Source organism: Micromonospora sp. NPDC050695 (assembly GCF_040654415.1).
Classification (GTDB): domain Bacteria; phylum Actinomycetota; class Actinomycetes; order Mycobacteriales; family Micromonosporaceae; genus Micromonospora.
The window spans coordinates 19245-43086 of the sequence record NZ_JBFAHZ010000047.1; the positions used below are offsets into that span (position 1 = coordinate 19245).

27 protein-coding genes are annotated in these 23842 nt (G+C 72.6%); 14 read left to right on the top strand and 13 right to left on the bottom strand.

Annotated elements, in window-relative coordinates:
- Positions 1–123: 123 nt before the first annotated feature.
- Genes AB0H52_RS25595 through AB0H52_RS25605 form a run of 3 tightly spaced genes read left to right on the top strand, consistent with a single transcriptional unit; the run spans position 124 to position 1412 of the window.
- Positions 124–477, top strand: a complete 354-nt coding sequence (locus AB0H52_RS25595; protein WP_151490610.1) for a DUF6158 family protein — start codon at positions 124–126, stop codon at positions 475–477.
- Positions 477–809, top strand: a complete 333-nt coding sequence (locus AB0H52_RS25600; RefSeq protein ID WP_151490611.1) for a hypothetical protein — start codon at positions 477–479, stop codon at positions 807–809. The genes AB0H52_RS25595 and AB0H52_RS25600 overlap by 1 nt, the downstream gene beginning before the upstream one ends.
- 60 nt (positions 810–869) lie before the next feature.
- Positions 870–1412 carry a DUF1360 domain-containing protein gene (locus AB0H52_RS25605; RefSeq protein WP_151490612.1) on the top strand — a complete coding sequence of 181 codons (543 nt, stop codon included), beginning with the start codon at positions 870–872 and terminating at the stop codon, positions 1410–1412.
- Between the two features lie 54 nt (positions 1413–1466).
- Here AB0H52_RS25605 and AB0H52_RS25610 read toward each other — a convergent pair whose 3' ends face one another.
- The 3 genes from AB0H52_RS25610 to AB0H52_RS25620 all read right to left on the bottom strand — a co-directional run bounded on the left by AB0H52_RS25610 (position 1467) and on the right by AB0H52_RS25620 (position 3275).
- Positions 1467–1661, bottom strand: coding sequence for a hypothetical protein (locus AB0H52_RS25610; RefSeq protein WP_151490613.1), 195 nt, complete (start codon positions 1659–1661; stop codon positions 1467–1469).
- A gap of 23 nt (positions 1662–1684) precedes the next feature.
- A complete protein-coding gene (locus tag AB0H52_RS25615) occupies positions 1685–1909 on the bottom strand; it encodes a hypothetical protein (RefSeq protein ID WP_278121152.1) in 225 nt (74 codons plus the stop codon).
- A gap of 262 nt (positions 1910–2171) precedes the next feature.
- Positions 2172–3275, bottom strand: coding sequence for a 3-deoxy-7-phosphoheptulonate synthase (locus AB0H52_RS25620; protein ID WP_151490615.1), 1104 nt, complete (start codon positions 3273–3275; stop codon positions 2172–2174).
- A 274-nt stretch (positions 3276–3549) separates the two neighbouring features.
- On the opposite strand from AB0H52_RS25620, the gene AB0H52_RS25625 reads away from it, so the two are divergent.
- A complete protein-coding gene (locus AB0H52_RS25625) occupies positions 3550–3765 on the top strand; it encodes a hypothetical protein (RefSeq protein WP_151490616.1) in 216 nt (71 codons plus the stop codon).
- Here AB0H52_RS25625 and AB0H52_RS25630 read toward each other — a convergent pair.
- Entirely contained in the window at positions 3732–4460 is a 729-nt protein-coding gene (locus AB0H52_RS25630) for a phosphodiesterase (RefSeq protein WP_357950546.1), read from the bottom strand. The genes AB0H52_RS25625 and AB0H52_RS25630 overlap by 34 nt on opposite strands.
- Before the next feature lie 102 nt (positions 4461–4562).
- Here AB0H52_RS25630 and AB0H52_RS25635 point away from each other — a divergent pair, with 102 nt between their 5' ends.
- From AB0H52_RS25635 to AB0H52_RS25650, 4 genes are all read left to right on the top strand, one after another.
- Positions 4563–5855: a pitrilysin family protein gene (locus AB0H52_RS25635; RefSeq protein ID WP_151490618.1), complete on the top strand. Its 1293-nt coding sequence runs from the start codon at positions 4563–4565 to the stop codon at positions 5853–5855.
- Positions 5852–7189, top strand: coding sequence for a pitrilysin family protein (locus AB0H52_RS25640; RefSeq protein ID WP_357950549.1), 1338 nt, complete (start codon positions 5852–5854; stop codon positions 7187–7189). Before AB0H52_RS25635 ends, AB0H52_RS25640 begins: the two co-directional genes overlap by 4 nt.
- Positions 7190–7359: 170 nt before the next feature.
- Positions 7360–8385 (top strand): aspartate-semialdehyde dehydrogenase, encoded by a 1026-nt coding sequence (locus AB0H52_RS25645; RefSeq protein ID WP_357950552.1) that lies wholly within the window; start codon positions 7360–7362, stop codon positions 8383–8385.
- 112 nt (positions 8386–8497) lie between these two features.
- Positions 8498–8950: a PPOX class F420-dependent oxidoreductase gene (locus AB0H52_RS25650; protein WP_357950555.1), complete on the top strand. Its 453-nt coding sequence runs from the start codon at positions 8498–8500 to the stop codon at positions 8948–8950.
- A 71-nt stretch (positions 8951–9021) separates the two neighbouring features.
- On the opposite strand, the gene AB0H52_RS25655 is transcribed toward AB0H52_RS25650, so the two are convergent.
- Positions 9022–9603 carry a nucleotidyltransferase family protein gene (locus tag AB0H52_RS25655; RefSeq protein WP_357950558.1) on the bottom strand — a complete coding sequence of 194 codons (582 nt, stop codon included), beginning with the start codon at positions 9601–9603 and terminating at the stop codon, positions 9022–9024.
- Positions 9604–9722: 119 nt separating this feature from the next.
- Here AB0H52_RS25655 and AB0H52_RS25660 point away from each other — a divergent pair, with 119 nt between their 5' ends.
- The 4 genes from AB0H52_RS25660 to AB0H52_RS25675 all read left to right on the top strand — a co-directional run bounded on the left by AB0H52_RS25660 (position 9723) and on the right by AB0H52_RS25675 (position 13623).
- Positions 9723–10139, top strand: a complete 417-nt coding sequence (locus AB0H52_RS25660; protein ID WP_151492103.1) for a CBS domain-containing protein — start codon at positions 9723–9725, stop codon at positions 10137–10139.
- 203 nt (positions 10140–10342) lie between these two features.
- Positions 10343–10714 (top strand): SCP2 sterol-binding domain-containing protein, encoded by a 372-nt coding sequence (locus AB0H52_RS25665; protein ID WP_151492102.1) that lies wholly within the window; start codon positions 10343–10345, stop codon positions 10712–10714.
- The gene (locus AB0H52_RS25670) at positions 10714–12774 is read left to right on the top strand and encodes a glycogen debranching N-terminal domain-containing protein (RefSeq protein ID WP_151492101.1); all 2061 of its coding nucleotides are present in this window, start codon (positions 10714–10716) and stop codon (positions 12772–12774) included. The genes AB0H52_RS25665 and AB0H52_RS25670 overlap by 1 nt, the downstream gene beginning before the upstream one ends.
- A gap of 96 nt (positions 12775–12870) precedes the next feature.
- Positions 12871–13623: a lysophospholipid acyltransferase family protein gene (locus tag AB0H52_RS25675; protein WP_151492100.1), complete on the top strand. Its 753-nt coding sequence runs from the start codon at positions 12871–12873 to the stop codon at positions 13621–13623.
- 203 nt (positions 13624–13826) lie between these two features.
- On the opposite strand, the gene AB0H52_RS25680 is transcribed toward AB0H52_RS25675, so the two are convergent.
- The 5 genes from AB0H52_RS25680 to AB0H52_RS25700 form a co-directional block, all read right to left on the bottom strand.
- Positions 13827–14549, bottom strand: coding sequence for a hypothetical protein (locus tag AB0H52_RS25680; RefSeq protein WP_151492099.1), 723 nt, complete (start codon positions 14547–14549; stop codon positions 13827–13829).
- Positions 14550–14621: 72 nt separating this feature from the next.
- Positions 14622–15335, bottom strand: a complete 714-nt coding sequence (locus tag AB0H52_RS25685; RefSeq protein ID WP_151492098.1) for a response regulator transcription factor — start codon at positions 15333–15335, stop codon at positions 14622–14624.
- The gene (locus AB0H52_RS25690; RefSeq protein WP_225854725.1) at positions 15308–16450 is read right to left on the bottom strand and encodes a hypothetical protein; all 1143 of its coding nucleotides are present in this window, start codon (positions 16448–16450) and stop codon (positions 15308–15310) included. Before AB0H52_RS25690 ends, AB0H52_RS25685 begins: the two co-directional genes overlap by 28 nt.
- 61 nt (positions 16451–16511) lie before the next feature.
- Positions 16512–17690 (bottom strand): ATP-binding protein, encoded by a 1179-nt coding sequence (locus tag AB0H52_RS25695; RefSeq protein WP_151492097.1) that lies wholly within the window; start codon positions 17688–17690, stop codon positions 16512–16514.
- 118 nt (positions 17691–17808) lie between these two features.
- Positions 17809–18204, bottom strand: coding sequence for a VOC family protein (locus tag AB0H52_RS25700; RefSeq protein WP_151492096.1), 396 nt, complete (start codon positions 18202–18204; stop codon positions 17809–17811).
- A gap of 153 nt (positions 18205–18357) precedes the next feature.
- On the opposite strand from AB0H52_RS25700, the gene AB0H52_RS25705 reads away from it, so the two are divergent.
- Positions 18358–19350, top strand: a complete 993-nt coding sequence (locus tag AB0H52_RS25705) for a hypothetical protein (RefSeq protein ID WP_357950564.1) — start codon at positions 18358–18360, stop codon at positions 19348–19350.
- A gap of 7 nt (positions 19351–19357) precedes the next feature.
- Here AB0H52_RS25705 and AB0H52_RS25710 read toward each other — a convergent pair whose 3' ends face one another.
- Positions 19358–20251, bottom strand: a complete 894-nt coding sequence (locus AB0H52_RS25710) for a septum formation family protein (RefSeq protein ID WP_357950567.1) — start codon at positions 20249–20251, stop codon at positions 19358–19360.
- Between the two features lie 284 nt (positions 20252–20535).
- On the opposite strand from AB0H52_RS25710, the gene AB0H52_RS25715 reads away from it, so the two are divergent.
- On the top strand, positions 20536–20796 hold the full coding sequence (locus tag AB0H52_RS25715; RefSeq protein ID WP_357950570.1) for a VOC family protein: 261 nt from the start codon (positions 20536–20538) through the stop codon (positions 20794–20796).
- 91 nt (positions 20797–20887) lie between these two features.
- Here AB0H52_RS25715 and AB0H52_RS25720 read toward each other — a convergent pair whose 3' ends face one another.
- Both AB0H52_RS25720 and AB0H52_RS25725 read right to left on the bottom strand, forming a co-directional pair.
- On the bottom strand, positions 20888–22969 hold the full coding sequence (locus AB0H52_RS25720; protein WP_357950573.1) for a PQQ-dependent sugar dehydrogenase: 2082 nt from the start codon (positions 22967–22969) through the stop codon (positions 20888–20890).
- 154 nt (positions 22970–23123) lie between these two features.
- Positions 23124–23321, bottom strand: a complete 198-nt coding sequence (locus AB0H52_RS25725) for a hypothetical protein (protein WP_151493345.1) — start codon at positions 23319–23321, stop codon at positions 23124–23126.
- Positions 23322–23842 lie beyond the last annotated feature (521 nt).

Genomic DNA, 23842 nt, shown 5'->3' on the forward strand with positions numbered 1-23842 from the left:
AGGGTACCGGGAACGACGCCGGTCTCCGACACGGTGTCGTAGTTGTCGCGCGGCCGGGAGGGTTTGGCGTCACCCGGTGTGGGCATCCGTCTAGACGCCAGCCCAAACCAGACCAGGGGGGCGATGATGACCGGATCGGTACGCGAGGACGGATTTGCGTCCAGCGGCAGCACGGACATGAGCCCGGAGCAGCGGGTGCCCGAGTGGGGCGGCGACCACCTCGCCGACCCGACCGGCGCCGAACTCGACGGCGACACGCTCGACGGCGACACGCTCGGCGTCGACCCGACGGAGCTGACCGACGAGGATCTGATCCGCGAGATGCACAGCCTGCACCGGACCCGGCTGGACACCCTGCGGCACGCCGCCGACTCGGCGCTCGCCAACCACCTGCGGCGTACGGCGGAACTGGAGACCGAGTACCTGGCCCGGCACCCCGGCCGGGAGGTCGACCCCGGCCGCCTGCGGGACGCGTGATGCCGGCGCGCGCCGTGCGCGGCATGTCCGCGCCACCCGAGGTGGTCTTCAACACGGCCACCGACCCCGCCCGCGCCTCGGCCTGGCTCCCGGAGGCACTGCGCGGCGACGGCAGTCCAGCCGCCGAGATCAACGGCGAGGAGCTGCGGGCCCGCTGGAACGGTGCCGCGCACTGGTCCGCGGAGATCCAGGTGGACCCGGCGGATTCCGGCGGTGCCCGGATCCAGCTCGACCTGGCCGACGGGTCCGACGGGCCGGCCCCGGACCAGCTCGTCGACGAGGCACTGACCAACCTGATCCGCGAGGTCGCGGACAACCTCCAGGCCGGCTGAGACCGCCGCCGGCCGCACCGGGCGCCCGCCCCCGCACACCACGACCTGGGAGGAGACCGCGTGACCGACACTGGCCTGCGAGAGAAGGCGGTACGGCTACGCCGCGCGTACGCGCCGCACGAGCATCGGCCGCTCGGCGGCTACCTGGCCGCGATGGGCACCTACGCCGGCGTGACCGGGGTGCTCGCCGGCCTGGTCAAGGCGACCGGGCGGCCGGTGCCCGAGCGTCCCGCCCCGGCCGACGTGGTGCTGCTCTCCATCGCCACGCACAAGCTCAGCCGCCTGCTCTCCAAGGACGCCGTGACCAGCCCGTTGCGGGCCCCGTTCACCCGCTACGACCGGCCGATCGGCAGCGGCGAGGTGATGGAGCAGGTCCGCGACTCGGGCAGCCCCACCCGGCACGCCATCGGCGAGCTGCTCAGCTGCCCGTTCTGCCTGGCGGTCTGGGTGGCCACCGGGCTGACCGGCGGTTTGGTGCTCGCGCCCCGGCTGACCCGACTGGTGGCCACGGCGCTCACCGCGGTCGCCGCGTCCGACTTCCTCCAGATGGCGTACGCGGCCGCCCAGCAGGCCGCGGAGGGCGGCCACGACGACGAGGACTGACGAGCGGACGCGCAGAGGGGGCCGGCAGATGCCGGCCCCCTCTCGTCGTACGCCTCAGCGCTGCATGCCGGACCAGCCGTGCGGCGACTCCGGTTCCCGTTCGTCCTCGTCGGCCCCGGTGATGATGTCCCGGTCCACCGCGGTGCGGTCGTGTTCGTTCGCGAAGTCCGGCTCGGGGGTGGTGTCCCGGCCCTTCGGCGGCTGGCCCAGCGCCGGAACCCTGTCCTCGTGATCCTCGTGGTGCGTCATGTCGGTGTCCCTTCTGCGGTCGCTCAGGCGACGGAGCCGCCCAGCAGGTCGCTCGCCTCGTCCACCGAGTACTCGCCCTCGGGGAGCGCGTCGATGCGGGCGAGCAGGTCCGGCGGAAGCTCGGCGGCCACCGCCCGGCGGTAGATCTCCCCCTGGGTGACCCGCTCCTGACCCCGGAAGATGTCGTCCAGCAGATCGTCGAGGGCCCGGGTGTCCGGCTCGCCGGCCACGGATGCGTCGTCGGTCACGCCGATCAGCTACCCGGGCCGGAATCGGTCAAACGTCACGCCAGTGGTCCACCCCACAGACAACGCCGCCCCCGGCCTTGTGGGCCGGGGGCGGCGTTGGTGTCGGTGTGCAGGTCGCCTCTCGGCGAGTGGCACGACGCGGCTCCAGCCGAACGGTATTCCGCGAGGGCAATTTAGGTGAGGCCCGGGGACACTGGACACACCGACACCTCAGTTAACCAGGTGCCGCCCGTCCGTGTTCCGTGCCCCGTCGTGCCGGCCGTCACACCGTCAGGCCCGGGGCCGGCACGGTGGCCCGGCGGGCCCGCACGGCGGTGGCCAGGTGGTCGAGCACGTCCGCGGTCTCGTCCCAGCCGAGGCAGGCGTCGGTGACCGAACGGCCGTACACCAGCTCACGGGTCGGGTCGAGGTCCTGGCGGCCGGGCAGCAGGAACGACTCCAGCATCACGCCGGTGATCCCACGCTGACCGGCGGCCAGCTGGGCGGCCACGTCCGCGGCGACCAGCGGCTGGTTACGGTGGTCCTTGCCGCTGTTGGCGTGGCTGGCGTCGATCACCAGCCGCTCCGGCAGGCCGGCCGCCCGCAGCAGGTCCAGCGCGCCGGCGACCGAGTCGGCGTCGTAGTTGGGCCGGCCGCCCCCGCCGCGCAGCACCAGGTGCCCGTCGGTGTTGCCGCGGGTGTGCATGATCGCCGGGGTGCCGGAGAAGTCGATGCCGGGGAAGACGTGCGGTACGCCGGCCGCCCGGATGGCGTCGACGGCCGTGCCGATGCTGCCGTCGGGGCGGTTCTTCATGCCGATCGGCATGGACAGGCCGGACGAGAGCTGCCGGTGCACCTGGCTCTCCACCGTGCGGGCGCCGATCGCGCCCCAGGCCACCGTGTCCGCGATGTACTGCGGCGTGATCGGATCGAGGAACTCGCAGCCGACCGGCAGGCCGAGGCGCAGCACGTCGAGCAGCAGTGCCCGGGCTCGCCGCAGGCCGGTGTTGACGTCTCCGCTGCCGTCCAGCCCGGGGTCGTTGATGAGGCCCTTCCAACCAACGGTTGACCGGGGCTTCTCGAAGTAGACCCGCATGACGATCAGCAGGTCGTCGGCGAGCCGGTCGGCGGCGGTGCGCAGCCGCTGGGCGTAGTCGAGGGCGGCGGCCGGGTCGTGCACCGAGCAGGGACCGACCACCACCAGCAGGCGGTCGTCCTCGCGGTCCAGCACGCGACCCACCGCGCGTCGGCCGGTCAGCACGGCCGAGGCGAGCGGGGCGTCCAGGGGCAACTCGTGGTGCAGCAGGGCGGGGGTGGTCAGCGGCACGACACGTTCGATTCGCTGATCGCTGACCCGATCGGTCTCCGGGGTGGTCACGGTGGGCATCCTTTCGCCGACCGTGCCCGGGGCCGGCGCCCGGGACGAGCCGGCTGCTCGTACGCAAAAGGGCAGGAACGACAGCTCCTGCCCAGCCGACTCGGTCCGTGGTGACGTCAGATCATGGTGAGGTCACCGGCGTGCGAGCCGGCTGTCTAAACCATCGATACGAACGCGTCACGCCGGCCAGCCTACCCGACCCGGCGGGCAGTTCCGTTGTCTTGTCCCAAAGTGCGGCGTGAACCTCGCGTGCCGAGGGCCGGCCCGGGGTAACAGGGGTGCCATGACAGACGAGCACAGCGACCAGGCCCGGGTGGAGTCCCGCGCGCACCTCCTCCCCGAGGAGGCGGCGGCGGGCAGCGACGACCCACGGGCGCAGGCGGAAGCCATCCTCGCCGAGTCGGACATCCGCGAGGCCGACCAGAACGCGGCACCGGACACGGTGCTGGAACGACGTACCTCCGATCAGACGGTGGCCGCCGTCGAACCCCCGGACTGACCATCCACCCCGCGCGCCCGGCGTGACCCCCGGTAGGTCCGCTCCCGCAGCCAGGCCAGCGGGCCGGCCGCCCGCAGTTCGGGCGGCAGGTTACGCACCGGGTCGAACGCGAGCGCGGCGTCCTCCCGGGCGCCGAGCGGGGTGCCGAGACTGACCTGCCCGACCGGCCGCCACGGCCCCACGGCGGACGCGACCGCGAGCACCAGGCGTGGCGCGTTCGCCCGGGCGGCGGCGGCCACCGCGTCCAGGCCGCGGCCGAGGTCGACCGACTCCGGGTCGGCCAGCGCGGCCAGCCAGAGCCGACGCGGACCCGCGCGGTAGCCCATGATCGTGCTGTACGTCCCGCTGAAGTCGCGGCAGGGCAGCGGCAGGTTTCGCAGCAGCGGTGCCGCGCCGCTGGAGCTGACCAGCAGGTCGAACGGTCGGCCGGCATTGAGGTGCAGGCGTAGCGCCAGGCCCAGCACGTCCGGCCAACTGCCGGGCGTGGGCGTCCCCTTCGAGAGTCGGACGGTCGCCCGATACCGGCCGGGGTCGTCCAGCAGACCGACCCCGGTGGGTGGTCCGGGCGTACCCCAGATCACCACCTCGCCGGCGAACGAGCGACCGGCGGGATGCAGCAACCGACCGCGGCGCAGCCTGCCGAGCGCGGCGGCGGCGCGTTCGACGGCCCGGGACACCGGTGGGGTGACGGTCATTCCCCTCCGATACCCCGGGCGGAGGTCCCGAAGCGGGCGGGTCGGCTCGCCGACCGACCGCACGTCACCTTTCCGCCCGCGAGATCGGATAGCGTCGGTGCCATGCCCGACAGCGGTTACCCCTGGCCCATCGAAACGTCCCGATTGGACAACGGCCTACGCGTGGTGGTGAGCGAGGACCGCACCGCGCCCGCCGTGGCCGTCAATCTGTGGTACGACGTCGGCTCCCGGCACGAGCCGGCCGGGCAGACCGGCTTCGCCCACCTCTTCGAGCACCTGATGTTCGAGGGCTCGGTGAACGTGGCGAAGACCGAGCACATGAAGCTGATCCAGGGCTCCGGCGGTTCGCTGAACGCCACCACCAACCCGGACCGGACCAACTACTTCGAGACCGTCCCCGCCGAACACCTGGAGCTGGCGCTCTGGCTGGAGGCCGACCGGATGGGCGGCCTGGTCCCCGCGCTCACCCAGGAGACGCTGGACAACCAGCGCGAGGTGGTGAAGAACGAGCGGCGGCAGCGCTACGAGAACGTCCCGTACGGCGACGCCTTGCTGCGGCTGCTGCCGCTGCTCTACCCGCCGGGGCACCCGTACCACCACTCGACGATCGGCTCGATGGCCGACCTGAACGCCGCCGACCTCGCCACCTTCCAGGCGTTCCACGAGACGTACTACGTGCCGAACAACGCGGTGCTCACCGTGGTCGGCGACGCGCCGGCCGCCGAGGTGTTCGCGCTGGCTGACAAGTACTTCGGCGCGTTGCCCGCCCGCGACGACATCCCGCCCGCACCGGACGGGCGGAGCGTGCCGGCCACCGGACAGCCCGCCGTGCAGACGGTGACCGCCGACGTGCCGGCACCGCGGGTGTACGTCGCGCACCGCGGCCACCCGTTCGGCAGCCCCGGGTACGACGTGCTCACCGTCCTCGCCACCGTGCTCGGCAGCGGCCGGGGCAGCCGGCTCTACCAGCGGCTCGCCGACGGTGAGCGGATCGCCCAGCCGGACCTGGTCGGGGCGTACGGGGTGGACCTCGCGCACGCACCGGCGCCGCTGATCGCCACCGCGACCGCCCGCCCCGGGGTGAGCGCCGAACGGCTCGCCGAAGGGCTCGCCGAGGTCGTCGACGAGCTGGCCACCGTGCCGGTGACCGCCGCCGAACTGGACCGCGCCAAGGCGTTGCTGAGCACCGCCTGGTGGCGGCAGATGTCGACGGTGGACGGCCGCGCCGACACGCTGGGCCGGTACGCCACCCAGTTCGGTGATCCGGCCCGTGCCGGCGACCGGCTGCCCGCCTGGCTCGCCGTGACCGCCGAGCAGATCGCCGAGGTAGCCGCCGAGGTGCTCGGCGCCGCCGACCGGGTGACCCTGACCTACGTGCCCGAGGAGACCGCATGACGCTGATCGCCGACCGTCCCGGCCCGGGTGCCGCCCGCCCGTACCGGTTCCCGCCGGTGGTCCGCCGCGCCGTGGCCGGTGGCCAGGTCGTCGCCGCGCACCTGCCCGGGCAGAATCTGGCCGTCGCCCTGCTGCTGCTCGAGGCCGGCGCCGGCCGGGAGCCGAACGGCAAGGAAGGGCTGGGCGGGGTGCTGGCCAAGGCGTTGGAGGAGGGTACCGCGCAGCGGGACGCCACCGCGTACGCGCTGGCCATCGAGGCGCTCGGCACCGAGCTGGTGACCGGACTGGACTGGGACTCGTTCCAGGTCAGTGTCCAGGTGCCGGTGGACCGGCTGACCGCGGCGGTGCAACTGCTCGCCGAGGCCGTCCGGACGCCCCGGCTGGACCCGGCCGACGTGCAGCGGGTCCGGGACGACGAGGCGACCGCGCTGCGGATGGACTGGGCCAACCCCGGCCCGCGTGCCGACGCGGCGCTGCGCGCGGACCTGTTCGGCGCGCAGAACCGCTGGGGGCGTCCGATGTACGGCGACCCGGAGTCGGTCGCCGGTCTGGACGTGGAGGACGTGACGGTCTTCCACTCCGAGTGGTTCCTGCGGCCCGGCACGCTGGTCGTCGCCGGTGACCTGGACCGGATCGACCTGGACGCGCTGGCCTCCGCCGCGTTCGCCGGCACCGGCGGTGGTCCCGCCGACCGGGGTGGTCCGATCGAGGTGTCGCTGCACACCGAGCGGCGGATCATCCTGGTGGATCGGCCCGGCTCGGTGCAGTCCACGCTGCGGCTGGGCCACCCGTCGCCGCACCGGGCGCACCCCGACCACGTGCCGATGACGCTCGCCGGCACGGTGCTCGGCGGGGCGTTCACGTCCCGGCTCAACCACCTGATCCGTGAGGTGCGCGGCTACACGTACGGCATCCGGGGTGAGTTCGCCTCGTCCCGCCGGTTCGGCCGGTTCGCGGTCAGCTCCGGCGTGCAGACCGCGGTCACCGCGCCGGCCCTCATCGAGGCGGTGGGCGAAATCACCCGTACGCAGGCCGGCGGGGTGACCGAGGACGAACTGGCGGTGGCCCGTGCCTGGCGGGCCGGGCAGTTGTCGGTCGAGTTGCAGAGCCCCCGGGCGATCGCCTCGGCGTTGACCACGCTGGTGGTGCACGACCTGCCGGACGACTACCACGCACGTCTGCGGGAGGCGTTGCTGGCGGCCGACGTGCGCGAGGTCTCCGAGGCGGCGGCCACCCACCTGCACCCCGAGGCGCTGACCCTGGTGATCGAGGGCGACGCGGCGGTGATCCGCGACGAGCTGCAAGCGGCAAACCTGGGCGCCCTGCTCCCCTGACCCCCACTTCCGCGGTGATCATGAGGTTGGCGGGGAGTTCGATCAACAAGAGCCCCGCCAACCTCATGATCAACCCGGTCTTCGGGGAGATGCGGGTCGGGGTGTGATGCTGACCCGGGGGGTGGGAAAGGGGTCCCGGTTGCGGGGGTGGGGTCGGTAGCCTCCGGGGCATGAGGATCGGCATTGTGGGGGCCACCGGTCAGGTCGGTGGCGTTATGCGGCAGGTGCTGGCGGAGCGGGAGTTCCCGGCGGAGCAGGTGCGGTTGTTCGCCTCGGCGCGGTCCGCCGGGCGCGCGCTGCCGTGGCGCGACGGCGAGGTGACCGTCGAGGACGCGGCGAGCGCCGACTACTCCGGACTGGACATCGTGCTCTTCTCGGCCGGTAAGGGCACCGCCCTGGAGCTGGCCCCCCGGGTCGCCGAGGCCGGCGCCGTGGTGATCGACAACTCGTCGGCGTTCCGGATGGACCCGCAGGTGCCGCTGGTGGTCGCCGAGGTCAACCCGCACGCCGCCGGCAACCGCCCGAAGGGCATCATCGCCAACCCCAACTGCACCACGATGGCCGCGATGCCGGTGTTGCGCCCGCTGCACGCCGAAGCCGGCCTGGTCGGCCTGGTCGTGTCGACGTACCAGGCCGTCTCCGGTGCCGGGTTGGCCGGCGTCGCCGAGCTGGACGAGCAGGTCCGTAAGGTCGCCGAGCACGCCGCCGGGCTGGCCTTCGACGGCTCGGCCGTGGAGTTCCCCGCCCCGCGCTCGTTCGCCGAGCCGATCGCCTTCAACGTGCTCCCGCTGGCCGGCTCGATCGTCGACGACGGCTCGTTCGAGACCGACGAGGAGCAGAAGCTCCGCAACGAGAGCCGCAAGATCCTGGAGATTCCCGACCTGAAGGTCTCCGGCACCTGCGTCCGGGTGCCGGTCTTCACCGGTCACTCGCTGCAGATCAACGCCCGGTTCGCGCGGCCGCTCACCCCGCAGCGTGCCCACGAGCTGCTCGCCGACGCACCCGGGGTCGCGGTGACCGCCGTACCCACGCCGTTGCAGGCGGCCGGTCAGGACCCGACCTACGTGGGCCGGATCCGCGCCGACGAGACCGTGGAGCACGGGCTGGCCCTGTTCTGCTCCAACGACAACCTGCGCAAGGGCGCCGCACTCAACGCGGTGCAGCTTGCCGAGCTGGTCGCCGCCGAGCGTCGCTGACCGGCACGCTCACCCCGAGCCCTCGCCGGCCACCGGCGGGGGCTCGGGCCCCGTTCCGGGCGGGGCGGCGGCCGCCCAGGCGTGCTTGGATGGGGGGCGAAGCCGACGGCCCATGGAGGACACCGTGCCGGATGACCGCACCCAGCAGGCGTTGACCGACCTGATCGCCGGCCGCTCGATGGGCGTGCTGGCGACCATCAAACGGGACGGGCGACCGCAGCTGTCCACCGTGGTCTACTCGTACGACCGGGACGCTGGGCTGATCCGGGTCTCCGTCACCGAGGGGCGGGCCAAGACCGCCAACCTGCGTCGCGACCCGCGAGCCAGCTTCCACGTGAGCAGCGAGGACGGTTGGGCGTACGCGGTGGTCGAGGGGCGCGCAGAGCTGACCACGCCCGCCGCCGAGCCGGGCGACGCGACGGTCGAGGAGCTGGTGACGCTCTACCGGGCGCTGCGCGGCGAGCACCCGGACTGGGACGAGTACCGGCAGGTCATGGTCGACGAGGGCCGGCTGGTGCTGCGCCTGCACGTGGAGCGGATCTACGGAATGCCGCCCCGGGGCTGACGCGCGTCGCGGTCGCCGACGCCCGTCGGGCGCGCGGCGCCCCACCGGAGGCCGCCGCCCGACCTGGCCGGTCAGCCTGGCTCGATCACGGTCACGCCCGGCCAGCGCTGCGCCGGCCGGTGCCGGGCCAACCGCTGCCGGGACAGCGCCACGTCCACCCGCGCCGGGTTGTGCCGCCACACCCCGCCGAGCAGATCCGCCAGGCCGTACGGCGCGCAGACCTCCAGCCGGTCGCCCCCATCGAGGCGGACGGCCACGGCGGTCGCGTACTCCGGCCAGGTGGCGACCGCCTCGGCCACGCTGCGGTACGGGGCGATCGGGTCGCCACCGAACTTCGCCGCGTACCAGATGTGCACCGCCGCCTGGTTGCGCGCCTGCCACGGCGGTTGCGGCCACGCCGCCGTCAGCCGGGCGGTGGCCCGGTCGTCGTCGTCACGGGTCAACCTCGTCGGGTCGAAGAAGACCACGTCCACGTCCCGGACCGTCGTCGGGTCGAACCCGTCGCCGTACCGCTCGCCCCAGACCAGGTCGCGCAGGGCGCCCGCGCCGATCCAGGCGTCCGGCAGGCCCGAGTCGCGCACCACGGTCAACGCCCGGGTCAACCAGCCGCTGCCGGCAACCAGGTCCCGCAGCTCCCGCTCGCCCGCCACCATCGGCCCACCGTAGGCGACGCGGCCGACGCACGCCGTTCCCCAAGGGCGACCACGCCGTACGCGTTACCCCCTCCCGCGTGGCGGGTAGACGGCCGTGCCGACACCGAGAGGGGAGCACCATGACAACGGTCGGAGAGTTCATGACGACCCGGTTGGTGACGATGGACGGCAGCGACACGCTCATCGCAGCCGCGCAGGAGATGCGTGACAGTGCGATTGGTGACGTGGTGGTGACCGACGGCGACAACGTGGTCGGCATCGTCACGGACCGGGACATCACGGTCCGGGGTGTCGCGGAGAACATGGACCCGGGCTCGACCCGCCTGAACCAGATCACGACCCGCGATGTGATCACCGTGAGTCAGTACGACGACGCGGTGGCCGCCGCGGACCTGATGCGCACCTACGCCGTACGCCGGCTGCCGGTGATCGACGACGGGCGCCTGGTGGGGCTCGTGTCGATGGGCGACCTCGCGGTCGAGCGCGAACCGCAGTCGGTTCTGGCCGACATCAGCGCCGACGACCCGAACAACTGATCGTCCGCCGCGGACGCGCCGGCTCTCCCCTCGTGGGAGGGCCGGCGCTGCGCGCGTCGTGAGGACCCGGGCCGTTCACCCGATCCGGGCGAGATTGACGGCGCGACCGGCGGGGACCCGTGCGGGGACGTGCCAGGCCGGCCGTGCGCGCGACGCGCGCCGGGTGGGATCCCGGGCCCGGCGAACTGGGAGGAGTGGACCCGATGGTGGACGCGACCACGAGGTTCTTCGAGGACCTGGACCGCAGGGGGTACGAGCCCCTGCTGGCGAAGACCTCCGGGACGCTGCGCATCGACCTGCACGAGGGCGCGCAGACCCGGCACTGGCTGCTGCGGATCGACCATGGCCAGCTGAACGTGAGCCAGGAGGACCGGGAGGCCGACACCGTCATCGGGGCGAGCCCCGCCCTCTTCGACGACCTCGCCACCGGCCGCGAACACGGCCTGGCCGCCCTGCTGCGGGGCGACATGACGGTGGCCGGCGATGCCCGGCTCGTCGTGCAGGTGGAGCGGATCTTCCCGGGTTCACCGGACGCGCGTGGGCCGCGCCGGCGCTTCGCGGGGGAGGTGCACTGATGGGGCAGAGCAACATGGTCCGGATCCTCGACGGCAACACGTTCGTCGTCTGCGAGGACACCGGCGACATCGAGGCGACCCCGAGTGAGCCCACCGGGCTGTTCTCCCTCGACACACGGTTCCTGTCCACCTGGGTGCTCACCGTCAACGGGGAGCGACTCAACTCGCTCTCCTTCGACGACCTCCAGTACTTCGAGTCCCGGTTCTTCCTCGTGCCGGGGATGGCCACCCACTACGTGGACGCCAAGTTGTCGATCATCCGGGAGCGGGCGGTGGGCGGCAGCTTCCGGGAGCAGCTCACCATCCTCAACCACGACGAGAAGCCGGTCGACCTGGAGATCCGGATGGACGCGGCATCGGACTTCGCCGACCTGTTCCAGGTCAAGGACGAGATCCTGAACAAGAAGGGCGAGAACTACACCGAGGTCGAGACGGACAAACTGCGGTTGGGCTACCGGCGGGGCAACTTCCGGCGGGAGACGGTCATCTCCTCGTCGATGGCGGCCCGCTACGACAGCAAGGGCTTCGCGTACACCGTCCACCTGGAACCGAACGAGCAGTGGAACACCGCGATCGACGTCCGGACCCACGCCCTCGGACCCGGTGGTCGGGACCTGCGGATCGGGTTGCGGGTGCACGGCACCGAGCGGCTGGCGCTGCAGCACGACCTGGAGAAGTGGATCGCGGACGCCCCGAAGGTCAACAGCGAGCACGGCCGGGTGGCCAGCACGTACCGGCGCAGCCTCATCGACCTGGCGGCGCTCCGCTTCTCGCCGCTGTCGCTGGGCGGCGCCACCCTGCCCGCCGCCGGCCTGCCCTGGTTCATGACCATGTTCGGGCGGGACAGCATCCTCACCTGCCTGCAGACGTTGCCGTTCACCCCGCAGCTGTCGAAGACCACGCTGCGCATCCTCGCGTCCCTGCAGGGCAGCCGCTTCGACGACTTCCGGGACGAGGATCCCGGGCGGATCCTGCACGAGATGCGCTACGGCGAAACCGCGGCGTTCGAGGAGCAGCCGCACTCGCCGTACTACGGCTCGGTGGACGCGACCCCGCTGTTCGTCGTGCTGCTCGACGAGTACGAGCGGTGGACCGGGGACGTCGCGTTGGTCAAGGAACTGGAGCAGGAGTCCCGGGCCGCGCTCAGGTGGATCGACAACTACGCCGACCTGGTCGGCAACGGCTACATCTGGTACGAGCGGCGCAACACCGACACCGGCCTGGAGAACCAGTGCTGGAAGGACTCCTGGGACTCGATCTCCTACGCCGACGGCACGCTGCCGCCGTTCCCGCGGGCCACCTGCGAGGTGCAGGGGTACGCGTACGACGCGAAGATCCGCGCCGCCCGGATGGCCCGCGAGTTCTGGGACGACCCGGAGTTCGCCGACCAGTTGGAGCGGGAGGCGGCGGAGCTGAAGCAGCGGTTCAACCGGGACTGGTGGGTTGCCGACGGCGAGTACTACGCGCTGGCCCTGGACCCGAACGGCCGCCAGTGCGACGTCCTCAGCTCCAACATCGGTCACCTGCTCTGGAGCGGGATCGTCGACCAGGAGCGGGCGGAGAAGATCGCTCAGCACCTGGTCGGGCCGCGGCTGTTCAGCGGGTGGGGGGTGCGCACGCTCGCCGAGGGGGAGGCGCGGTACAACCCGATCGGCTACCACAACGGCACGATCTGGCCGTTCGACAACTCCTTCATCGCCTGGGGTCTGCGCCGGTACGGCTTCGCCGAAGAGGCCGCCAGCATCGCCAACGGCATCCTGGACGCGGCCACCTACTTCAACGGGCGGCTTCCCGAGGCGTTCGGTGGTTATCCGCGGGAGCTGACCAAGTTCCCGGTCGAGTACCCCACGGCGTGCAGCCCGCAGGCCTGGTCCACCGGTACGCCGCTGTTGCTGCTGCGCACCATGCTGGGCCTGGAGCCACACGAGGGCCACCTGGCGGTCGAGCCACGGCTGCCGGTCGGCATGGGCCGGATCGAGGTGCTGGACATTCCGGGTCGCTGGGGTCGGGTGGACGCGTTCGCCCGCGGCAGGTTGGACCTGGACAGCCTCGGCGACTGACCGGACGGGCCGGCGTTCACCGGCGGCGACGCGACCGGCGTGTCGCCGCCGGTCACCACCCAGGCGATCCCCAGCGGAGCAGGGTAGATTCTGCGGATGCCGGAGCTCGTGTACCCGCCCGTTATCGCCGCCGCCAAGACGATGTTCCGGGTCCTCGACCTGAAGATCACCATCGAGGGCGCCCACCACGTACCCCGCACCGGCGGGGCGGTGCTGGCCAGCAACCACGTCAGCTATCTCGACTTCATCTTCGCCGGGTTGGGCGCGAACGCGTCCGGCCGGCTGGTCCGGTTCATGGCCAAGCAGTCGGTGTTCACGCATCGGATCTCCGGCCCGCTGATGCGCGGCATGCGACACATCCCCGTCGACCGGGAGGCCGGTGCGGCGTCGTTCCGGGCCGCGGTGGCCGCCCTGAAGCGCGGCGAGGTGGTCGGCGTCTTCCCCGAGGCGACGATCAGCCAGTCGTTCACCGTGAAGGAACTCAAGAGCGGCACCGTCCGGATGGCCCGCTCGGCGAAGGTGCCGGTGCTGCCGGTCGCGCTGTGGGGCACTCAACGGCTCTGGACGAAGGGCCGCCCCCGCACCCTCACCCGCCGGCACACCCCGATCACGATCCTCATCGGCGAGCCGATCGACCCGGCCGATCACCCCGACCCGAACGCGCTGGCCGCCGAGCTGACCACCCGACTCAGCGCGCTCGTCGACCGGGCCCAGCGGGAGTACCCGGACGCGCCGGCCGGCCCGGAGGACACCTGGTGGCTGCCGGCGCACCTGGGCGGCAGCGCACCCACGCCGGAGGAGGCCGCCGCCCTGGACGCCGCAGGTGAGCAGCGCACCCCCAGCGCCTGACGCTGGATCGATCCGCACCCGCCACGAGGCCGCATGGGGTGCTGGCCTGCCGCCGGGGCAGGGCTAGTCCTGTTGAGCGTGATGCCGCTGAGTCATCTTGATGACTCAGCGGCATCACGCTCGTCGGAGGATGTGTCACCGTCGCGCTTCGCGGGATGAGCGCCACGGTACGACGGTCGAGTCGGCCGCGCGGAGCGTCGGCTTCACCGATGCCCGGATGCGGTGCCGCCCGCGAGCCCGGTCCACGAGGTCGGCTCCGGCCCCGAGCGGTAGTAGTCGTCGCGGGAGCGGAACTCCACCGGAAGCGAGCCGGGCAGCGTGACCCGGGTGTCCCCGGCGAGCAGGCCGGGGCCGGCCCGCAGCAGCAGGACGTCGCGCTCCTGCGCCGACAGGTCGACCAGGTGCGGGCGGGTGAGCCGGAACATCGCCACCGCACGGCGGACCTGCTGGGCCAGCGCGAGGACCTCGCCGGCCGACCCGCCGAGCGCCAGCGCCGGCTGCTGGATGGTGCGCAGCGCGTCGCAGACGATCAGCAGTTGCGCCGGGGCGTCCGCGGTGGCCGGCGGCAGCTCCAGACGGGACGGCCACTGCCAGCGGATCTGCCCGCTCATCAGCCCCGGCAGCCGACCGGCGAGCCGGGAGCGGGGCGTGTCGTCGGCGACCAGGGAGAGCTGGGAACCGGTGCCCACCCAGCAGATCCGCTGGTCGGTGACGGTCACCGAGACCGGGCCGGGCAGCCCCCAGCCCCGCCGCGCCTCGGTCGGCCCGAGCAGGTAGCCGGCGACCAGCAGCCGGTGCCGGCCGAGCACCCGTTCACCGGGCATCGGACGCAGGTCGTAGCGGCGGTCCAGGACCGGCCCCACGTCGTCGTCCGGCGCGTCGAACCGATGGGGTCCGATGAAGAAGGGAGACGCGTCGGAGTGCATCGTCACGACCTTCCGGTCAGCGGGCTGTGCTCAGAAGCCTGGCGGATCCGAGGTCCGCTGTCATGACGCCCGTTAGGGGGTCGGCCGGTCGTGCGTCGCCTGTGACCGGTAGATGCCGATCTCCTCCGGGCGGACGAGGCCGTCCTCGATCGCACGGGCGAGCAACGCCGCCTTTGTGGCGGCTGGGCGCCCCGCCCGGGTGTACTTGATCCGCGCGCGGTCGACGTACTGCTTGACCGTGTGTTCGCTGATCTGCATCCGGCGGGCCACCGACGCCTTGGACATCGACTGGAACCACAGCAGCAGCGCCTCACGTTCCTTGTCGGACAGCATCGGCCGGTCCGGTCGGGGGTCGCCGACCATCGCGCCGGCCAACGCCGGCGGCACATAGGGGCGGTCGCTCGCCGCGGCCAGCACGGTCGCCACGCAGTGCTCCCGGCCCTCGTGCTTGGCCAGGAACGCCACCGCGCCGGCGTCCAGCGCCGCGAGCATCGTCTCCGGGTCGGTGTGCTCCGAGTAGACCACCACCCGCCGCCCGGCGGCGCTCAGCTCGGCCAGCTTGTCCAGCGCCATCCTGCCGTGCAGTCGCAGGTCGAGCAGGACCACGTCGGCGTCCGGCGCCGCCCGCAGCACCTCGTCCGGGTCGTCACCGGTGGCCAGCACGGTCAGTCGTGTCTCGGTGGCGAGCCAGGCGCGGACGCCCTCGACGACCACCGGGTGGTCGTCGACGATCGCCACCCCGACCGGCCGGGCGCCCGTCACCTCCGCCACCGGGTCTGTGCCCATCTGATGTCCCCGTCCCGCTCGTAGAGGTGCTGCACCGGCCCGTCGTCGTGGTCCCCGAGCGGCGGCCCGGTCGCCTCCGGCTCCTGCCGGTCCGGCGTGACCAGGCTGACCACCACCTCGTCGGGGCCGGACACCACGGTCAGCCGGGCCCACCCCCGGGCATCGGCGAGGATGCCGGTGAGCGGGTCGGCCAGCTGACGGCGGATCTCCACCGGCAGCGGCGGCGGCCCGCCGATGGTGACCAGATCGATCGGCAGGCCGTTGCGTTCGGCCAGATCGACGGCCGCCCGCAGTTCGTGCAGCAGCGGATCGGGCACGTCGTCGGACTCGGCGATCAGGCGGCGCAGCCGGGCGGCGGCGAGCACGCACCGCCGTTGCACCTCCGGGTCGTCCGGGTCGGCCTGACCGGAGGCCAACTCGCCGAGCACCCGCCCGGCCGCCGCCCCGACCAGGGCGAGCCGGTCCCGGCGTTCCCGCAGGCCCCGCTCGGCGGCGTCGCGTTCCGCGGCCATCGTGTGCATGGCGGCCGCGGCGGCGGCCCGTTCCCGGGCCAGCCCGACGATCGCCGCGCTGCCCACGAAGACCGCCACCGGGAGCGAGAACGTGCCGTAGACGTACATCACGTAGCGGGCCAGGTCGGCACCGTCGGAGCCGTGCCCGAGCACGGCGACCAGCGCGATCACCGCATGCGTGGTCAACAGCGCCACCAGCCCGGCGACCCGCCGTCCCCACAGCGCGAGCACGAAGAACCAGCCGAGCGTGCCCCACACCCAGTTGCCGGCGGTGAACAGCTGTCGCTCGCCGGCGGCGGCGAAGACCGCCGCGTCGACGACGAGCAGCAGCCCGGCCAGCGGCCACGGCGGCAGCGGCGTGCCCCGCAACAGCAGCACCCCGGCCGTCGCACCGGCGGCCAGGACCAGCACCCATCCGCCGAGCACCACCACCGGCGCGGCGAACTCCGCGCGGGCGGCGAGCACCGCCGGCAGCCCGATGGCGACGTGCCAGGCCAGCGCGATGGCGACGGCGACTATCCGGGCACCCCGGTCGGAGGCGTGGGCCACGGCGGCCGGTGCGGCGAGCGCGGCCGTGGACGCCGACTCCCGGGGCGCCGGCACGCCGCCCCCGGTGCGCTCAGGCGCCTCGGCCACGGGGGTGGGCGGCGTCGCGGCGCCGAGGTCAGCCGACACCGGGCCACTCCAGTCGGATCCGGGTGCCCCCACCGGGGGTCGAGTGCACCTCGGCCCGCCCGCCGACCGTCGCCATCCGGCCGCGGATCGACTCGCGCAACCCGTACCGGTGCGCGGGGACGGTGGCCGGGTCGAAGCCCGGACCGTCGTCGGCGACCTCGACCACGACGGCGATCGCGTCGCGGGAAAGCCGCAGCGTGGCCCGCGCCCCCGGAGCGTGCCGGACCACGTTGGACAGCGCCGCGTAGGTGCTCTCGGTGATCGCGTCGGCCACCCCGGCGGGCACCGCGCACCCCGCCAGCTCCAGGGTCACCGGTAGCTCGGACAACCGGTCGGGCACCGTGCGCAGCCGCTCGTCCAGGGGCACCGGGCCGTCACCGGGCACCGGGCCGACGTCGGCGGCCGCGACGAGGGTACGCAGGTCGGCGGCACACCGTTCGCGGAACGCGGCGGACGGGCCGGCCACCGCGCCGAGCCCCACCATGGTCAACGTCCCGAGCACGGTGTCGTGTAGATCGCGGTTCTGCTGACGTTCGGCCTCCCGGGCCGAGCGGGCGACCAACGCCTCCCCGGTCAGCCGCTGATGCTCGGCGAACGCCCGGTCCGCACGTCCGATCCGGCGGCGCATCACCCCGGTCATCATCGCCGTGCAGGCGGTCTGCACGAGCAGCGTGGCCGCGTGCGCCCGCGCCTCGGTGGAATTGCCGGCGGAGGACGTGCCCAGCGCGTACGCGGCGGTGACCAGCAGCCCGGCCGGGACCGACCACCGCGGCGCGGCGGTGGCCTGTGCGTTGATCACCGTGGTGCTGGCGAGCACCGCGATCCAACTGCCCTCGCCGGGCAGCACCCCGGGTGCCACCAGCACGGGTATCAGCAGGCAGGCCACCGAGGTGACCGTGACGTCACCGGCGACCAGGGCCGGGGTGAACCCGTGGCGCAGCGCGCGGACGGCGTACCAGAGCGACCAGCCGGTCAGCGCGGCCACGACCGGCAGCAGCAGGGCCGGTTCGACCGGTGGGGTACGCACCGACAGTGCCACCGCCGCACCGACCAACCCGCAGGTCAGCCGCAGCAGCGCCGGCAGGGTGGTGAAGATGAGGTTGAACGCGCCGCCGGCCGGACTGTCCAGCGCGGGCGGCGGCACGGTCGGGGTGGCAACGGCCGGCATCGGGAGGCGTCCTTCCGACAACGACCCGGTCCGGGTCCGCGCGGCGGAGATCGACATCGGAGAATAGCATGGCCGACGACAACCGGTCACCCGTTGTGAGCGCCGTGTCGCTGATGTGTCACTCTGTGCTGCGGGGCTGGAGCAGGTCCCAGCGGTTGCCGTAGAGGTCGGCGAAGACCGCGACCGAGCCGTACGACTCGTGCCGCGGCTCCTCCAGGAACCGCACCCCGGCCACCACCATCCGCGCGTGATCCCGGGCGAAGTCCTCGGTGTACAGGAACAGGCCGACCCGGCCGCCGGTCTGGTCGCCGATCCGCGCCTGCTGCTCCGGGCTGCTCGGGCGGGCCAACAGCACCGCCGTCTCCCGGGCACCCGGCGGGCGCACCACCACCCAACGCGAGCCGTCCGGTCGGGTGGTGTCCTCCACCAACTCGAAGCCGAGGCCGCCGACGTAGAAGTCGATCGCCTCGTCGTACTCCCTGACCAGCAACGCGACGAGTCCCAGATGTGCCATCTGGCCATTCTGCCGACCGGCGCTCCGGCGGCGGCCGGCGGTGGCACCCATGGTTGGCGACGTCACGCCACCGCTTCGCCAGCGCCGCGTCCCGGTACGACCGGCGGGAACCGGGTGTGCCCGCCGTCCGTCCCATCTCCTGGTGGAGAGGTGGTGAGCGGGATGCGCCCGGGTGGCACGGTACTGGTGGCGGCGGTGCTCGGCATGGCGCTGGGTGGGTGTGCGGGCTCGGCGACCGGGCCGGCGGACGAGCCCGACCCCGCCCGGATCGTCGACCGGTGGGCCTCCTGCGCCCAAGCCGCACCGCAGGCCGGCGCCGTGTTGCTGACGCCGCCGGCCGCCGCCCGGGACGAGCCGGAGAGCGGGCGCATCGACCCCGCGTTCACCCCGGTCGCCGTCGTGCTCTGCGGCCGGGAGATCCGGCCGCGCCCCGGCGGCGGTCAGGAACAGGTGGCCACCGAACGACGCGCCGACGAGATCGGTGCGCTCGTGGACGCGCTGCGCCTGCCCACCCAGCGGGCGGACGGGGAGATCGCCTGCACCCTCGACATGATCGTCCCGCCGTGGCTCGCGCTGCTCGACGAGCGGGGACGCTGGCTGCGCCCGTACCTGCCGACCGACGTGTGTGGCAAGCCACGCCCCGAGGTCCGCGCGGCACTCGACGGACTGCGGCTGACCACGGTGGACACCCGTGCCGTCGGGCAGGTCGAATCGTCGGAGGCCGAGGCCGCCGGCTGTTCGCAGCGGTGGGCGGACATGGTGTGGGTGGAGACGAGCATGGGACGCCCCCGACCGCCCGCACCGGCCACCGTCCCCACCGCCGGGCCGCTGCGCCTCTGCGTCTACCAGGTGCCCGCGTCCGAGCAGGGCGGCGGCAAACCGGCAGGCGATTTCGAGTACGGCGGCCCGCTGCCACCCGAGCGGCAGGCGGGCGTGCTCCGGGCGCTGGCCACCACCCGCACGGCGGACGACTGTGCCACCCCGGCGTCACGCTTCGCCGTGCTGCGACCGCTCAACGGTGCCGGCGGGCCGGACCGGTACGTGGAACTCGACGGCTGCCGGCGCTTCCTCGTCGTACCGCCGGCCGGTGGGGCGCAGCTCGGCCAGGGCGACGCCGCGTTGGCCGCCCTGCTCGGGCCGGTCTGACCCGGCTTCAGCGGACCGGCAGTACCGCCGTGCCGCCGCCGGCGATCGACCGCTTGACCGACGTGCCGCCGGACCAGTAATAGCAGCGAATGCCCCGGTCACCCCGCTCCCACAGAAGCCGGTTCGGGAACCGGTACGCGGTACCGGTGCGATAGGGCAGCTTGGCGTCCACCGGCACCTTCGCGAACCGGGCGATGACCGCCCGGCAGGCGGAGTGGACGGAGGCTTCGTCCCTGGTGGCGTCCCCCCAGGAGCGGTCCGGCGCGGTCCAGGTGCCGGCGTACTCGAACTGGTGCCCGGTGGTGCAGGCGACCGGCCGCAGCATGCCCCACTTGTCCTCGTTCATGCAGCTGAGCAGCAGACCGGAGCGCTTGGCCAGAGCATCGCGGAGAGAACCGAGCCGCTGGATCGCGGCGTCGGACTCCCCGTTCGGGCCGTTGACCTCGTCCACCTCGAAGATGTCGCACCGGTACCAGCGGGCACCGCCCGCCCAGCCGGCCGGCGACGCCGGTGCGACCTGCACCGACAGTCGGGCATCGCGCCAGTCGCCACCCACGAACTGCTTGGCACGCGTGTCACAGTCGGCGAACGTCGACCGCATCGTCGCCGACTCCACCTTGGGCGGCGAGGTTCGTGCGGCCAGCGCGCCGGTGAACGTGCCCACGTGAAAGGTCTCCACCAGATGGGTGTTCGCGCAGTCCACCGGGGCGTAGCTGGTGAGGTACGCGGTCGGTTCGGAGATGGTGTGGCACTCGCCCGCCTTCGGCGAGAACTGCTCCGCCTGAGCCATCGGCCGCCAGTCGTCGGACAGATCGCCGTCCGTACCGGCCGGCGTGCCGCAGCCCGCCGCCACCACCATGACGAAGGCAGCCGCAACCGCTGCCGTGACCTGGCGTCGCATGTCCATCTCCCCGTGCCCCCGTGCCGACGCGCGCAGCATAAGGCACCACCGCGACCAGTGAGTGAGCACGCTGACCGTCGGAGGTGAGCGCTATGTTCCGGGCATGGCAGCGAGGATTGATCTGACACTCGACTCCACCGACGCGCAGGTGCTCGGCGCGTTCTGGAAGACCGCCCTGGGCTACATCGACGAGCCGCCGCCCCCGCCCTTCACGACGCGGGCGGAGTGGCTCGCCCAGTTCGACCTGCCGGAGGACGACCTCCCCGAGCACGGCGCGTGGCTGTGTGACCCGGACGGTGTACGGTGTCGGCCCGCGCCTCTCGATCCTCAACGTCCCCGAGCCCAAGACGGCGAAGAACCGCCTGCACATCGACATTCGCGTGCCGGTGCACGGCGGCCCCGACGAGCGGTGGGAGCGGATCATGGCCGAAGCTCTCCGCCTGGTCGAGGCGGGCGGGACGATCCTGGAGGAGGTCGACCGGCACCACGTGGTGATGGCCGACCCGGAGGGCAACGAGTTCTGCGTCGCCGCATCCGCAGCCTGAGAGGCAGCGGGGTCACCGCGACTTCTCTTCTTCACCGGGCCATCCTCCGACGCGGACGCGACCTGTCGCCCGCGCCGGAGGAGGCCGCCGATCAGTTGCCGAGCGTGACGTGCAGGACGCGCTCGTTGCTGTTGTTCGGGGTGCTGTCCTTGTCACCCTGGTTGGTGGTGGTCAACCACAGCCCCCCGTCGGGAGCGGGCTCCACCGTGCGTAGCCGGCCGTAGGTGCCACTGAAGTACGTCTGCACGTTCGTCAGGCTGCTGCCGCTGATCGCCGCGCGATACATGCGGGCACCCCGCGCGCAGGCCACGTAGAGCGCGTCCCGCACGATCGTGATGCCGGAGCAGGATCCTTCCGCGGTCGGGTAGGTGCGCACCGGCGCGATGAACCCGGCGGTGCCGCAGGTGCCACTGGTGCCCTCGCACGCCGGCCAGCCGTAGTTGCCTCCCCGGGTGATCAGGTTGGTCTCATCCATGATCGAGTTGCCGAACTCCTGCTCCCACAGCCGGCCCTGCGAGTCGAACGTCAGGCCCTGCGGGTTGCGGTGACCGTAGCTCCACACGTAGTTGCCGAACGGGTTGTCCGAGGGGACGGTGCCGTCCGGGTTGAGGCGCAGGACCTTGCCTTCGAGCGCGGAGCGATCCTGGGCGTACGCGCCGTTCTGCGCGTCGCCGGTGCTGGCGTACAACTTGCCGTCCGGGCCGAACCGCAGCCGACCGCCGTCGTGGTACTTGTTCCGCCGGATGCCACTGACCAGCACCTGCTCGCTGGCGGTGTTGAGGCGGCCGTTCTCCAGGCGGATCCGGACGACGCGGTTGTCGCTGGGCGAGGTGTGCATGATGTACAGCCAGCGGTCGCTGCTGAAGCTGGCCGAGATGGCGAGGCCCAACAGGCCGCCCTCACCGTCGGTGCTCTGCACGTTCGGCACCGTGCCCAGGTTGGTCTTGACCCCGGTGGTGGGGTTGAGCTGGATGATGTCGTGCGCGTCCCGGCGGTTGTAGAGGACGCTGCCGTCCGGCAACGTCACCAGTCCCCACGGGATGTCGGTGTCGGTCGTGACCTGTCGTACCCCGCACACCGGGTTGCCGCACGCGGCGCCGGTGGTCACCGTCGTGGTGCTGCTGCGCGGCGAGACGTTGTCCTGCGCGTCCCGGGCGACCACGTAGTACTGGTACGCGGTGTTCGCCGCCAGACCGGTGTCGGTGAACGTGGTGGCCGGGGGCGCGCCGGTGACCGTGCCGACCTTCACGCCGCCGCGGTACACGTCGTACCCCCGGACCCCGATGTTGTCGGTCGACGCCGTCCACCGCAGCGTCACCGTGGTGCCGGCCGCGGTGCCGGTGAGCTGTGTCGGCGCGGTCGGTGCCTGCGTGTCGGCCTGACACGGCGGCGGCGTGATCGAGACGGTGGTGCTGGCCTGCGACACGTTGCCGGCGGCGTCGCGGGCGTTGACGTACAGGCCCCAGGTCGCCCCGGCGACCACGGTGAGGTCGGTGGACAACGTCGAGCCGCTGACCGACCTCATCAACTGCCCGTCGTGGTAGACGTCGTAGAAGGCCACCGCGACGTTGTCGGTCGAGGCGTTCCACGCGAAGGTCACGGAGTTGCACGTCAGGCCGCTCACCCGAGGGCTGCCCGGCGCGGTGGGCGGCTGGCTGTCGGTGCTGCCCAGGGCCGTCGTCCACCGCTGGTTGCCCTGCCCGTTGCAGGTCCACAGACCGACGGTGGTGCTGTTCGCGGTGCCGGCGCCGGTCACGTCCAGACACAGGCCGGACTGGACGGCCACGATGGTCCCGTCGGTGTTGACCCGCCAGCGCTGGTTGGCGCCGCCGTTGCAGCCGTAGATCTGCAGGGCGGCAGGCGCGCTGGTGTCCTGCCCGACCACGTCCAGGCACATCGTCTCGTCGTAGACCCGCAGCTCACCGGCCGAGGTGAAGGTCCACGCCTGGTTGGCCTGACCGTTGCAGTCGTAGATGTTGATGCCGGCGCCGGCCGTTCGGACGTTGCTGACCACGTCCAGACAGCGGCCACTGGCCACGCCGACCACGGTCGAGGGGGCCGCGGCCACCGCCGGCGCGCCGACCACCACCGTCAGCAGCGTTGCCACTGCCATCGTCGCCGGCAACAGCCGTCGACGTGGTCGACGCGGGTTGGTCCGCGCGAAGAGTCGCATCCGTCCTCCAGGAACAGGGCATCGACCGGCAGGCCCCAGATGACCCGGAGCCCGACCAAGCCGAACGATTGACATCGACCATCACAGATGATTTGCCCACACATGTCAACGAGGTCACTCGATGGGGGACAAAACCGGAGGTCGACGCGCAGGTCTAACCCGCCCGGTCGTCCGCCCAGTGGCGGCCGGAATCCTCGGGGTCCTCCGGTTGCAGGGTGCCGTCCACCAGCCCGGCGAAGAGCGACTCGTACAACCGATCCGGGTCCACCGGTTTTTGCCCCGCCCGCTCAGGGACCATGTCGTGGGCCACCTGCACCTCGACGACCCGGCGTGCCAACGCCGCCACGTCCACGTCGGTGCGGTACAGCGACGCCCACAGCTCTCGCTCCAGCTCGATCGCCGCCGTCTCCCACGCTGCGCGGGTTCCGGCGCCCTGCCCTTCTCCTCCGCGACCCGCCGGTACTCCGCCGCCGAAAGGGCCCTGCGCGCCAGACCCATGAGGTCCGTGATCAACATGAACGGCCGACGGTTGATCGGGAACGCCCACGGAAGCGTCCGGCCGATCCGGGCGACCCCCAGCGTCTTCACCAGGTCGAACAGCAGATCATCCGCCGCCTTCCAGTCCGCGTCCTGGTCGTGGTCGAGCACGGAGCTCCACCATCGCCCAGCTCGCGCACCCAGTGATGCTGGTAACCGAACCCGCTCATGCCGTCCTGCTCCACGAGCAGGCCCGGTGCTCGCGCCACGACCACCGTGCCCCAGTAACCCATCGCGGGAGCTTAGTGGTCCGCTCCGTAAATCCTTCGGGGGTTATGCGGTCAGGGCCAGTGCGGCAGGCTGGTGATCGCAGCCGGTGGGTTGCTGGGGGTTCTG